This is a genomic window from Streptomyces sp. CS113 (genome assembly GCF_002188365.1).
Classification (GTDB): Bacteria; Actinomycetota; Actinomycetes; order Streptomycetales; family Streptomycetaceae; genus Streptomyces; species Streptomyces tendae.
Genome location: NZ_KZ195574.1, coordinates 7,050,470 through 7,062,929 on the forward strand (window position 1 = coordinate 7,050,470; position 12,460 = coordinate 7,062,929).

At 73.6% G+C, this 12,460-nt stretch carries 11 protein-coding genes; 10 read left to right on the top strand and 1 reads right to left on the bottom strand.

Going from position 1 to position 12,460, the window contains the following annotated elements:
• Positions 1-74: 74 nt before the first annotated feature.
• The 8 genes from B9W62_RS31770 to B9W62_RS31805 all read left to right on the top strand — a co-directional run bounded on the left by B9W62_RS31770 (position 75) and on the right by B9W62_RS31805 (position 8,678).
• Complete coding sequence (locus B9W62_RS31770; protein ID WP_087810368.1) at positions 75-1,181, top strand: quinone-dependent dihydroorotate dehydrogenase; 1,107 nt, start codon at positions 75-77, stop codon at positions 1,179-1,181.
• The gene (gene pyrF, locus B9W62_RS31775) at positions 1,178-2,023 is read left to right on the top strand and encodes an orotidine-5'-phosphate decarboxylase (protein ID WP_179235774.1); all 846 of its coding nucleotides are present in this window, start codon (positions 1,178-1,180) and stop codon (positions 2,021-2,023) included. The genes B9W62_RS31770 and pyrF overlap by 4 nt, the downstream gene beginning before the upstream one ends.
• A 223-nt stretch (positions 2,024-2,246) precedes the next feature.
• Positions 2,247-2,570 carry an integration host factor gene (locus tag B9W62_RS31780; protein ID WP_003977346.1) on the top strand — a complete coding sequence of 108 codons (324 nt, stop codon included), beginning with the start codon at positions 2,247-2,249 and terminating at the stop codon, positions 2,568-2,570.
• 37 nt (positions 2,571-2,607) lie between these two features.
• On the top strand, positions 2,608-3,201 hold the full coding sequence (gmk, locus tag B9W62_RS31785) for a guanylate kinase (protein WP_087810369.1): 594 nt from the start codon (positions 2,608-2,610) through the stop codon (positions 3,199-3,201).
• 62 nt (positions 3,202-3,263) lie between these two features.
• Entirely contained in the window at positions 3,264-3,536 is a 273-nt protein-coding gene (gene rpoZ / locus B9W62_RS31790; RefSeq protein WP_003977348.1) for a DNA-directed RNA polymerase subunit omega, read from the top strand.
• 216 nt (positions 3,537-3,752) lie between these two features.
• Entirely contained in the window at positions 3,753-4,955 is a 1,203-nt protein-coding gene (gene coaBC / locus B9W62_RS31795) for a bifunctional phosphopantothenoylcysteine decarboxylase/phosphopantothenate--cysteine ligase CoaBC (protein ID WP_179235775.1), read from the top strand.
• Positions 4,956-5,194: 239 nt separating this feature from the next.
• The gene (gene metK / locus B9W62_RS31800; protein ID WP_087810371.1) at positions 5,195-6,403 is read left to right on the top strand and encodes a methionine adenosyltransferase; all 1,209 of its coding nucleotides are present in this window, start codon (positions 5,195-5,197) and stop codon (positions 6,401-6,403) included.
• A gap of 124 nt (positions 6,404-6,527) precedes the next feature.
• The gene (locus B9W62_RS31805; protein WP_087810372.1) at positions 6,528-8,678 is read left to right on the top strand and encodes a primosomal protein N'; all 2,151 of its coding nucleotides are present in this window, start codon (positions 6,528-6,530) and stop codon (positions 8,676-8,678) included.
• Between the two features lie 297 nt (positions 8,679-8,975).
• Here B9W62_RS31805 and B9W62_RS31810 read toward each other — a convergent pair whose 3' ends face one another.
• On the bottom strand, positions 8,976-9,527 hold the full coding sequence (locus B9W62_RS31810; RefSeq protein ID WP_087810373.1) for a hypothetical protein: 552 nt from the start codon (positions 9,525-9,527) through the stop codon (positions 8,976-8,978).
• A 304-nt stretch (positions 9,528-9,831) separates the two neighbouring features.
• Here B9W62_RS31810 and fmt point away from each other — a divergent pair, with 304 nt between their 5' ends.
• The gene (gene fmt / locus B9W62_RS31815) at positions 9,832-10,764 is read left to right on the top strand and encodes a methionyl-tRNA formyltransferase (protein ID WP_087810374.1); all 933 of its coding nucleotides are present in this window, start codon (positions 9,832-9,834) and stop codon (positions 10,762-10,764) included.
• 88 nt (positions 10,765-10,852) lie between these two features.
• Complete coding sequence (locus tag B9W62_RS31820) at positions 10,853-12,271, top strand: RsmB/NOP family class I SAM-dependent RNA methyltransferase (protein WP_087810375.1); 1,419 nt, start codon at positions 10,853-10,855, stop codon at positions 12,269-12,271.
• Positions 12,272-12,460 lie beyond the last annotated feature (189 nt).

Below are 12,460 nucleotides of genomic sequence, written 5' to 3' on the forward strand. Positions count from 1 at the left end.
CCCGAGGGGGACACCGGAAACGGTGTCCCCCTCTTCATGAGCCCCAGCGCACCACAGAGGCCTCACGAGGACACATGTACAAGATCTTCTTCAAGCTCGTCTTCTCCCGCATGGACCCGGAGCGGGCCCACCACCTCGCCTTCCGCTGGATCCGTCTCGCCGTCCGCGTCCCCGTGCTGCGCACCTTCGTCGCCGCCGCGCTCGCGCCCCGGTACAAGGAGCTGCGCACCGAGGCCCTCGGCCTGCGCATGCACGGCCCCTTCGGCCTCGCCGCCGGATTCGACAAGAACGCGGTCGCGATCGACGGCATGGCGATGCTCGGCTTCGACCACGTCGAGATCGGCACGGTCACCGGCGAGCCCCAGCCCGGCAACCCGAAGAAGCGGCTGTTCCGCCTGGTGGGCGACCGGGCCCTGATCAACCGCATGGGGTTCAACAACGACGGCTCGCTGGCCGTGGCGGCCCGGCTGGCCTCCCGCACCCCCGTCTTCCGGACCGTCGTCGGCGTCAACATCGGCAAGACCAAGGTCGTCCCGGAGGAGGAGGCCGCCGGCGACTACGTGAAGTCCGCCGAGCGGCTGGCCCCGCACGCCGACTACCTGGTCGTCAACGTCTCCTCGCCCAACACGCCCGGCCTGCGCAACCTCCAGGCCACCGAGGCGCTGCGCCCCCTGCTGAGCGCGGTCCGCGAGGCCGCCGACCGCGCCGTGACCGCCCGGCGTGTCCCGCTGCTGGTCAAGATCGCGCCGGACCTCGCCGACGAGGACGTGGACGCGGTCGCCGACCTGGCCGTGGAGCTGGGCCTGGACGGCATCATCGCCACCAACACCACCATCGCGCGCGAGGGCCTCGGCCTGACCTCGTCGCCCGCCCTCGTGGGGGAGACCGGCGGACTGTCCGGCGCCCCCCTCAAGGCACGCTCCCTGGAGGTGCTGCGCCGCCTGTACGCGCGCGTGGGCGACCGGATCACCCTGGTGGGCGTCGGCGGCGTCGAGACCGCCGAGGACGCCTGGGAGCGCATCCTGGCCGGTGCCACGCTGGTCCAGGGCTACAGCGCGTTCATCTACGAGGGCCCCTTCTGGGGCCGAGCCATCCACAAGGGGCTCGCCGCACGCCTGCGGCAGAGCCCGTACGCCACCCTCGCCGACGCGGTCGGCGCCGACGTGAGGAAGCACGCATGACGGTGATGGAGCCCTTCGGTGCCCGGCTGCGCCGCGCGATGGACGAGCGCGGCCCCCTGTGCGTCGGCATCGACCCGCACGCCTCGCTGCTCGCCGAGTGGGGCCTGAACGACGACGTGGCCGGCCTCGAGCGCTTCAGCCGCACCGTCGTGGAGGCGATGGCCGACCGGGTCGCCGTCCTCAAGCCGCAGAGCGCCTTCTTCGAGCGGTTCGGCTCGCGCGGTGTCGCGGTCCTGGAGAAGACGGTCCAGGAGGCACGGGCGGCCGGCGCGCTGGTCGTCATGGACGCCAAGCGCGGCGACATCGGCTCGACCATGGCCGCGTACGCCGAGTCGTTCCTGCACAAGGACGCGCCGCTGTTCTCGGACGCGCTGACCGTCTCCCCCTACCTCGGCTACGGCTCCCTGAAGCCGGCCGTCGACCTGGCGCGCGAGAGCGGCGCGGGCCTGTTCGTGCTGGCGCTGACCTCGAATCCGGAGGGCGGCGAGGTCCAGCACGCCGTCCGGGACGACGGGCGCAGCGTGGGGGCGACCATGCTGGCGCACCTGGCCGCCGAGAACGCGGGGGAGGAGCCGCTGGGGTCCTTCGGCGCGGTGGTCGGTGCCACCCTCGGCGACCTGTCCTCGTACGACCTGGGCATCAACGGTCCGCTGCTGGCGCCGGGCATCGGTGCCCAGGGGGCCACGCCCGCCGACCTGCCGCGCGTGTTCGGCGCGGCGGTGCGCAACGTGGTGCCGAACGTCAGCCGGGGTGTTCTTCGTCACGGGCCCGATGCGACCGCGTTGCGGAGGGCCTCGGACCGTTTCGCGGCGGAGATCCGGACCGCGGTCACGGCGTCCTGACTCTGGATACATCCTCAAATCAGAGGGAGTATGTCCTAAATGTCCGTCCTGACGGAGGCTGACCAGGACTTTTCCGCTGTTCTCGCTGACTCTGGCGGACTTGACCGCTAGTCTCCGTCGAGAGTCAACGGGCGAGCGTGTTGCTCGTGGCTCACCAGGTGAGGGGCGACTAGGTTCCTCACCGGTCCGTATCCGACAGTTCGACATCCGAGGTGACGTAGGCGTGGCTCTTCCGCCCCTTACCCCTGAACAGCGCGCAGCCGCGCTCGAAAAGGCCGCCGCGGCTCGCCGGGAGCGGGCCGAGGTCAAGAATCGACTCAAGCACTCCGGCGCCTCCCTCCACGAGGTCATCAAGCAGGGTCAGGAGAACGACGTCATCGGCAAGATGAAGGTCTCCGCCCTCCTCGAGTCCCTGCCGGGCGTGGGCAAAGTCCGCGCCAAGCAGATCATGGAGCGACTGGGCATCTCCGAGAGCCGCCGCGTGCGCGGTCTCGGGTCCAACCAGATCGCGTCCCTGGAGCGCGAGTTCGGCAGCACCGGCAGCTGAGTCCGGACCACTCCGGGATTGCTGGAATAATCGCTGCATGGCTGCAACACCCCGGGGGACGTCCCCCGTACCCCCGGACGCACGTCCGCGGCTGACCGTGCTCTCCGGCCCCTCGGGGGTCGGCAAGAGCACGGTCGTCGCCCATATGCGCAAGGAACACCCCGAGGTATGGCTGTCGGTCTCGGCGACGACCCGCAGCCCCCGCCCCGGCGAGCAGCACGGCGTCCACTACTTCTTCGTCAGCGACGAGGAGATGGACAAGCTGATCGCCAACGGCGAGCTGCTGGAGTGGGCCGAGTTCGCCGGCAACCGCTACGGCACGCCGCGCAGGGCCGTACTGGAGCGCCTGGAGGCCGGTGAGCCGGTCCTCCTGGAGATCGACCTCCAGGGGGCGCGGCAGGTCCGCGAGTCCATGCCCGAGGCCCGGCTGGTGTTCCTGGCCCCGCCCTCCTGGGACGAGCTGGTGCGCAGGCTCACCGGCCGGGGCACCGAAGCGCCCGAGGTGATCGAGCGCCGCCTCGCCGCGGCCAAGGTCGAGCTGGCCGCCGAGCCGGAGTTCGACCAGACCCTGGTGAACACCTCCGTCGAGGACGTGGCCCGCGAGCTGCTAGCCTTGACGAACGTCGTGTGATCGCCACTGGTCACCCTGTGGTCATCCCGACTGAATCTTTCCCATCCATCGGAAGGTAGAGCGTGTCCTCTTCCATCTCCGCGCCCGAGGGCATCATCAACCCGCCGATCGACGAGCTCCTCGAGGCCACGGACTCGAAGTACAGCCTCGTGATCTACGCGGCCAAGCGGGCCCGCCAGATCAACGCGTACTACTCGCAGCTCGGCGAGGGTCTCCTCGAGTACGTCGGTCCGCTCGTCGACACCCACGTGCACGAGAAGCCGCTCTCGATCGCCCTGCGCGAGATCAACGCGGGGCTGCTGACCTCCGAGGCCATCGAGGGCCCGGCGCAGTAGCACCAGCAGCATCGTCGGTCAGCGACATCGGCGGTAATATCTTCAGCCTTACGCTGACTTATCCACAGGCCCGGCAGCCCGACTGTCGGGCCTGTGGTGTGTGATGGGTCGTACGCGCACTCCGGGCGGCGCGCACTGCGAGCGGTGCGTGGTCCGAGCGGTGCGCGGTCCGAACGGCGCGTGGTCCGAGCGCGTCATCCGAGCCGGGGAGAGACGGTGGACAAGCCCAAGGTCGTTCTGGGGGTCAGCGGCGGCATCGCCGCGTACAAGGCCTGTGAGCTGCTGCGCAGGCTCACCGAGTCCGGGCACGAGGTCCGGGTCGTCCCCACCGCCTCCGCGCTGCACTTCGTCGGCGCCGCCACCTGGTCCGCCCTGTCCGGCAACCCCGTGTCGACCGAGGTGTGGGACGACGTGCACGAGGTCCCGCACGTGCGCATCGGCCAGCACGCCGACCTGGTCGTCGTCGCCCCGGCCACCGCCGACATGCTCGCCAAGGCCGCCCACGGCCTGGCCGACGACCTGCTCACCAACACCCTCCTCACGGCCCGCTGCCCGGTCGTCTTCGCGCCCGCCATGCACACCGAGATGTGGGAGCACCCGGCCACCCAGGAGAACGTGGCGACACTGCGCCGCCGCGGTGCCGTCGTGATCGAGCCGGCCGTCGGCCGCCTCACCGGAGTCGACACCGGCAAGGGCCGGCTGCCCGACCCGGGCGAGATCTTCGAGGTCTGCCGCCGGGTGCTCGCCCCCGGGGTGCGCGAGCCCGACCTCGCCGGACGGCACGTCGTGGTCAGCGCCGGCGGCACCCGGGAGCCCCTCGATCCGGTCCGCTTCCTCGGCAACCGCTCCTCCGGCAAGCAGGGCTACGCGCTCGCCCGCACCGCCGCCGCCCGCGGCGCCCGCGTCACCCTCGTCGCGGCGAACGCGTCGATGCCCGACCCGGCCGGCGTGGACGTGGTGCCGGTCGGCACGGCGGTGGAGCTGCGCGAGGCGATGCTGCGCGCCGCCGCCGACGCCGACGCGGTGGTCATGGCCGCGGCGGTGGCGGACTTCCGGCCGGCGACGTATGCCACCGGGAAGATCAAGAAGAAGGACGACCAGGCGCCCGCGCCGATCGCCCTGGTGCGCAATCCGGACATCCTCGCGGAGATCTCCGGCACCCGGGCCCGCTCCGGGCAGGTGGTCGTCGGCTTCGCGGCCGAGACCGACGACGTGCTGGCCAACGGCCGGGCCAAGCTGAAGCGCAAGGGCTGCGACCTCCTCGTGGTGAACGAGGTGGGTGAGCGCAAGACCTTCGGCTCCGAGGAGAACGAGGCGGTGGTCCTGGGCGCCGACGGCAGCGAGACACCGGTCGCCCACGGACCGAAGGAAGCCCTGGCCGACACGGTCTGGGACCTGGTCGCCGCTCGGCTGGAGTGAATGACCCATTTGCTCGAAGGAGCCTCGAAGACGACGCATTCGAGCGTGGCGCCCCTGGCCAAGGACGCTTCCTTCTGGGCAGAATGCCCGTGCCGCAGGTCACAGCCCTCCCGAGAGCTGAGACAGGTGGGCCCGCGGCAGAGTGCGACCGATAAACTGTTCTCGGACGTCGCCGGGTGCAGCTCCCCGTGCCGTCCACCAATGATCAGCCAGCAGCCGCTGCAACCCCAGGGAGCGTTGTGTCCCGTCGCCTGTTCACCTCGGAGTCCGTGACCGAAGGTCACCCCGACAAGATCGCTGACCAGATCAGCGACACGATCCTCGATGCCCTACTGCGTGAGGACCCGACGTCCCGGGTCGCCGTCGAAACCCTGATCACCACCGGTCTGGTGCACGTGGCCGGCGAGGTCACCACCAAGGCCTACGCGGACATCGCCAACCTGGTCCGCGGCAAGATCCTGGAGATCGGCTACGACTCCTCCAAGAAGGGCTTCGACGGCGCCTCCTGCGGCGTCTCGGTCTCCATCGGCGCGCAGTCCCCGGACATCGCGCAGGGCGTCGACACGGCGTACGAGAACCGCGTCGAGGGCGACGAGGACGAGCTGGACCGCCAGGGCGCGGGTGACCAGGGTCTGATGTTCGGCTACGCGTCCGACGAGACGCCGACGCTGATGCCGCTGCCGGTCTTCCTGGCCCACCGCCTGTCCAAGCGCCTGTCCGAGGTCCGCAAGAACGGGACCATCCCCTACCTGCGTCCGGACGGCAAGACCCAGGTCACCATCGAGTACGACGGCGACAAGGCGGTCCGCCTGGACACCGTCGTCGTCTCGTCCCAGCACGCGAGCGACATCGACCTGGAGTCGCTGCTGGCGCCGGACATCAAGGAGTTCGTCGTCGAGCCGGAGCTGAAGGCGCTCCTGGAGGACGGCATCAAGATCGACACGGAGAACTACCGCCTCCTGGTCAACCCGACGGGCCGCTTCGAGATCGGCGGTCCGATGGGTGACGCCGGGCTGACCGGCCGCAAGATCATCATCGACACCTACGGCGGCATGGCCCGGCACGGCGGCGGCGCCTTCTCCGGCAAGGACCCGTCGAAGGTGGACCGCTCCGCCGCGTACGCGATGCGCTGGGTCGCCAAGAACGTGGTGGCCGCGGGTCTCGCCGCGCGCTGCGAGGTCCAGGTCGCCTACGCGATCGGCAAGGCCGAGCCGGTCGGTCTGTTCGTGGAGACCTTCGGCACCGCCAAGGTCGACACCGAGAAGATCGAGAAGGCGATCGACGAGGTCTTCGACCTGCGTCCGGCCGCCATCATCCGCGACCTCGACCTGCTGCGTCCGATCTACGCCCAGACCGCGGCGTACGGACACTTCGGCCGTGAGCTGCCCGACTTCACGTGGGAGCGCACCGATCGCGTGGACGCGCTGCGCGAGGCGGCGGGCCTGTAGGCACCCGGGCGCACCGCGCCCGACAGCATGTGGCGAGGCCCGGTGTCCCCGAGGGGGGCGCCGGGCCTCGCCGCGTCCTCCCGGCCCCGGCCGCGCTGTCAGTGGTCTTTGCGAGAATGCAGGCGTGAGCAGCGAGAACGGACCGGAGCAGGGCGGCGCGCAGGACGCGCCGCCCGAGCAGCTCGCGCTCATCCGGGAGAGCGTGCGCAAGGCGAAGACCCCGCGGGCCAAGCCGCGCACCTGGCGTGGGGCCGCGCTCGCCAAGGAACTGCCCGTCGCCAGGGTCCTGGTCGACAAGGGCGTGCTCCACCTCGACCGGTACTTCGACTACGCCGTGCCCGAGGAGCTGGACGCCGACGCCCAGCCCGGTGTGCGGGTGCGGGTCCGCTTCGGTGCCGGACGGCACCGGGTGCGCGACGGGCGGCGCGAGGGCGGCGGGCTCATCGACGGCTACCTCGTCGAGCGGCTCGCCGAGTCCGACTACGCGGGGCCGCTGGCCGCGCTCGCCCAGGTCGTCTCGCCCGAGCGCATCCTCGACGAGGAGCTGCTCGGCCTGGTCCGGGCGGTCGCCGACCGGTACGCGGGCAGCCTGGCGGACGTCCTCCAGCTCGCCGTACCCCCGCGCAACGCGCGCGCCGAGAAGCGGGACTCGTCGCCGCCGCTGCCCGCACCGCCCGCCCCCGAGCCGGGATCGTGGGCGCGGTACGAGCAGGGGGCCGCGTTCGTGTCGGCCCTCGCGTCCGGGGGCGCGCCGCGCGCCGTGTGGAACGCGCTGCCCGGTCCGCAGTGGACGGAGGAGCTCGCGCGGGCCGTCGCGGCGACGCTGGCCTCGGGCCGGGGCGCCCTGGTGGTGCTGCCGGACGGCCGGGCGGTCGCCCGCGCCGACGCCGCGCTCACCGCGCTGCTCGGCGAGGGACGGCACGCGGTGCTCACCGCCGACGCGGGCCCCGAGAAGCGGTACGCGCAGTGGCTCGCGGTGCGCCGGGGTGCCGTACGGGCCGTGATCGGGACCCGGGCCGCCATGTTCGCGCCGGTGCGGGACCTCGGCCTGGTCGCCCTGTGGGACGACGGCGACGACAGTCACAGCGAGCCGCACGCCCCGCAGCCGCACGCCCGCGAGGTACTGCTGCTGCGCGCCGCCCAGGACCGTTGCGCCTTCCTGCTGGGCGGCTGGAGCTGCACCGTGGAGGCCGCCCAGCTCGTGGAGACCGGCTGGGCCCGGCCGCTGGTCGCCGGGCGGGAGCGGGTCCGGGCCGCCACGCCGCTGGTGCGGACCGTGGGGGACCAGGACCTGGCCCGGGACGAGGCCGCCCGCGCGGCCCGGCTGCCGACCCTCGCCTGGCAGGCCGTCAGGGACGGGCTGCGGCACGGGCCGGTCCTCGTGCAGGTGCCCCGGCGGGGGTACGTGCCGCGGATGGCCTGCGCGGCGTGCCGGACGCCCGCGCGGTGCCGGCACTGCGCGGGCCCGTTGGAGGGGCAGGAGTCCGGCTCCGCGCTGCGGTGCGGCTGGTGCGGGCGCGAGGAGGGCGCGTGGCACTGCCCGGAGTGCGGGGCCTTCCGGCTGCGCGCCCAGGTGGTGGGTGCCCGGCGCACCGCCGAGGAGCTGGGGCGGGCCTTCCCGGCCGTGCCCGTGCGCACCTCCGGGCGCGAGCACGTGCTGGACACCGTGTCCGACACCCCGGCGCTGGTCGTGAGCACCCCGGGGGCCGAGCCGGTGGCCGAGGGCGGTTACGCGGCGGCGCTGCTGCTCGACGGCTGGGCGATGCTCGGACGGCCCGATCTGCGCGCCGGTGAGGACGCGTTGCGGCGCTGGCTGGCCGCCGCCGCGCTGGTGCGCCCGCAGAGCGCCGGCGGCACGGTCGTCGCGGTGGCCGAGCCGACCTTGCGGCCGGTGCAGGCGCTGGTGCGCTGGGACCCCACCGGACACGCCCTGCGGGAGCTGGCCGAGCGGGCCGAGCTCGGCTTTCCCCCGGTCTCGCGGATGGCGGCCGTGGCGGGTCCGCCGGAGGCGGTGACCGGCTTCCTTGACACGGTCGAGCTGCCGCGGGAGGCGGAGGTGCTCGGCCCGGTGCCCCTGCCGGTCACGGCACCGGGCCGGCCGCGGCGGGTGGGGGCGCCACCGCCAGGGGAGCACTGGGAGCGTGCGCTGGTCCGGGTGCCACCGGGACGCGGCGCGGCGCTGGCCGCTGCGCTGAAGGCCGCTCAGGCGGCGCGGACGGCACGCGGGAGCGACACGGCGGTGTGGGTGCGGATCGATCCGCCCGACATCGGATGAGGGGCGTACACGGCACACCGGATGCGGGGGCGTACACGTCGCATGGGATGAGGGACGTACACGCCGTGTGGGATGAGGGGCGTACACGCCGCATCCGATGAGGCCGTACACGCCGCGGCCCTCCGTCTCCCGGAGGGGCGGGGAGGGCGGAGGGCCGGTGCGGGGGCGCGGCTCGGCCGGTGCGGGCGGCCGGTGTCGTGCGGGGGTCGCGGCGCGCCGGTGCGGGCGGCCGGGTGTTGTGTCAGCCGGGGCGGATCAGCCGGAGCGGATCAGCCGGGGCGGGTCAGCCGGAGGGGGTCAGCCGTTGCGCGGGCTGGGGAACGCGGTCGAGCGGATCTCGTCGCGCAGGGACGGGCTGCCCGACGTCGGCTGGGTCGGCATGGAGCGGGCCGCCGGGACCGTGGGCACCGGGGGCAGCCCCGAGCCCACGTTGACCGGGTGCGTACCCGTGGACTCCGGAGTGTGCTCGGTGGTCTCGGTGGCGGCCGCCGTCTGGGCCGCGGCGCGCCGGGAGCCGTAGCGCCGGTGCACCGCCTGCTTGGTGACGCCGAGCGCCGAGCCCACCGCGTCCCACGAGAAGCCCAGCGAGCGGTCGAAGTCCACGGCGGCCGTGACGAGGGTCTCGACACTGTCCCGCAGTTCCTGGGCGAGACGCACCGTCGGGGCGGGGGCGCGTCCGTAGACGACGAAGCCCGCGGAGGGGCCGGAGCGGCGCGGGCGGTAGACGTTGCCCAACTGGGCGGTGAGGGTGCGCAGTGCGTCCACCTGCCGGCGGACCCGCTCGATGTCCCGCACCAGCAAGTGCAGGCTGGCCCGAGCCTGGGCGTCGTGGGTTGCGTGGTCGGCCATGAACAAGCCTCTCGAACCGGCGTTGAAAGGAATCGGGCCGCGCGGGCGGCCCGGTGTGTCAACTCTTCCTTGACCAACGCGTCAGCGCTCCGCGGGTCACGGGTCGGGGCGCGGAAGCATGTGCGTGCGCCCCTCGGTCGTCGGCCTGGGAGGACTCCCACCCGCGCACCACTCGTTCGCCGTCGGCCGAGGGGCTCGGGTCTCCCGCGTCGGCGCCGCGCCGTCGGCGGCTTTCCCTTGTTCGACGGCTCGTAGACTGGTGCGTCGCCCGCCAACGTTCCCGCCCGAGAGGCCCGTCCCACCCATGAAGCTCGTCTTCGCCGGTACCCCCGAGGTCGCCGTCCCCGCCCTGGACGCCCTGATCGCCTCCGGGCGTCACGAGGTGGCCGCCGTCGTCACGCGGCCCGACGCTCCGGCCGGACGCGGGCGCCGACTGGTCGCCTCGCCCGTGGCCGAGCGGGCCGAGGAGGCCGGGATCGAGGTGCTCAAGCCCGCGAAGCCGCGCGACCCCGCCTTCCTGGAGCGGCTGCGCGAGATCGCGCCCGACTGCTGCCCCGTCGTCGCGTACGGCGCCCTGCTGCCCCGCGTCGCCCTGGACGTGCCCGCCCGCGGCTGGGTCAACCTGCACTTCTCGCTGCTGCCCGCCTGGCGCGGCGCCGCCCCCGTGCAGCACGCCCTGATGGCGGGCGACGAGATCACCGGCGCGTCCACCTTCCTGATCGAGGAGGGCCTGGACTCCGGCCCCGTGTACGGGACGGTCACCGAGACCGTTCGCCCCACCGACACCAGCGGTGACCTGCTGACCCGGCTGGCCTTCGCCGGCGCCGGTCTGCTCGCGGCCACCATGGACGGCATCGAGGACGGCAGCCTGACGGCGGTGCCGCAGCCGGACGAGGGCGTCACCCTGGCCCCGAAGATCACCGTCGAGGACGCCCGCGTCGACTGGACCGCCCCGGCGCTGCGCGTGGACCGGGTGGTACGCGGCTGCACCCCGGCCCCCGGCGCCTGGACCACCTTCCGGGGCGAGCGGCTCAAGCTCGTACAGGCCCTGCCCCTGCCCGACCGGACCGACCTCGCCCCGGGGCAGCTCGCCGCCGGGAAGAACAACGTGTACGTCGGCACCGGCTCGCACGCCGTCGAGCTGCTGTGGGTGCAGGCACAGGGCAAGAAGCCGATGCGGGCCGCGGACTGGGCGCGCGGGGCGCGGATCACCGAGGGCGAGCAGGTCGGCGACTGACCCGCGCGGCAGCGTCCCCGCCTCACCGTTCACCGGCCCGGCGTACGCTGGTGAGCGCACTTCATCCCACACCCGGAGCACCTTTTTCGTGAGCGAGCAGCCCCGCCGTCCCCGCAAGTCCGGCAAGCCGTACCGCAGGCCCCAGAAGGATCCCGTCCGCATCCTCGCCTTCGAGGCGCTCCGGGCCGTGGACGAGCGGGACGCGTACGCCAACCTCGTCCTGCCGCCGCTGCTGCGCAAGGCGCGTGAAGCGGGTGACTTCGACGCCCGGGACGCGGCCCTCGCGACCGAGCTGGTGTACGGCACGCTGCGCCGGCAGGGGACGTACGACGCGATCATCGCGGACTGCGTGGACCGGCCGCTGCGCGAGGTCGACCCGCCGGTGCTCGACGTGCTCAGCCTGGGCGTGCACCAGCTGCTGGGGACGCGCATCCCGAGCCACGCCGCCGTCTCCGCCTCCGTGGAGCTGGCGCGGGTCGTGCTCGGGGACGGGCGGGCCAAGTTCGTCAACGCCGTGCTGCGCAAGGTCGCCCGGGACGACCTCGACGGCTGGCTGGAGCGGGTCGCCCCGCCCTATGACGAGGACCCCGAGGACCACCTGGCCGTCGTGCACTCGCACCCGCGCTGGGTCGTCTCGGCGCTGTGGGACTCGCTGGGGGGCGGCCGGGCGGGCATCGAGGAACTGCTGGCCGCCGACAACGAACGCCCCGAGGTCACCCTCGTCGCCCGGCCGGGCCGGGCCACCCGCGAGGAACTGCTCGGCGAGGAGGCCGCCGTACCGGGGCGCTGGTCCCCCTACGCGGTGCGGCTGAGCGAGGGCGGCGAACCCGGGGCCGTCGAGGCCGTGCGGGAGGGCCGCGCCGGGGTGCAGGACGAGGGCAGCCAGCTGGTCGCCCTGGCCCTCGCCAACGCGCCGCTGGACGGACCGGACCGGCGCTGGCTGGACGGGTGCGCGGGACCCGGCGGCAAGGCGGCGCTCCTCGGCGCCCTGGCCGCCGAGCGGGGTGCCTTCCTGCTGGCCTCGGAGAAGCAGCCGCACCGCGCCGGGCTCGTGGCCAGGGCGCTGGACGGCAATCCCGGCCCCTACCAGGTGATCACCGCCGACGGGACCCGCCCGGCGTGGCGGCCCGGCAGCTTCGACCGCGTCCTGGTCGACGTGCCGTGCACCGGGCTCGGCGCCCTGCGCCGTCGGCCCGAGGCACGCTGGCGGCGCCGCCCCGAGGACCTGGACGGCTTCGCCCCGCTCCAGCGCGGGCTGCTGCGCAGCGCCCTGGAGGCCGTACGGGTCGGGGGCGTCGTCGCCTACGCGACCTGCTCGCCCCACCTCGCCGAGACCCGCGCCGTCGTCACGGACGTCCTCAAGCAGCACCCCGACACCGACCTCATCGACGCCCGCCCCCTGCTGCCCGACCTCCCCGCCCTGGGCGAGGGCCCCGACCTCCAGCTCTGGCCCCACCTCCACGGCACGGACGCCATGTACCTGGCCCTGATCCGCCGCACCGCATAACCCGCCCCGAGGACCGCGGGGCACTGCGGCACCGCGCGGCCCCACCGCGAGGACCCGAGCAACCACGCGCCGCCCGAGCCAGATGAGGATCCCGACCACCCCAGGGGTGCCAAAGCGCGGCCGCAAGCAACCACGCGCAGCCCACACCCGACAACGATCCGCAACCACCCCAAGGGACGCGGGGACCTA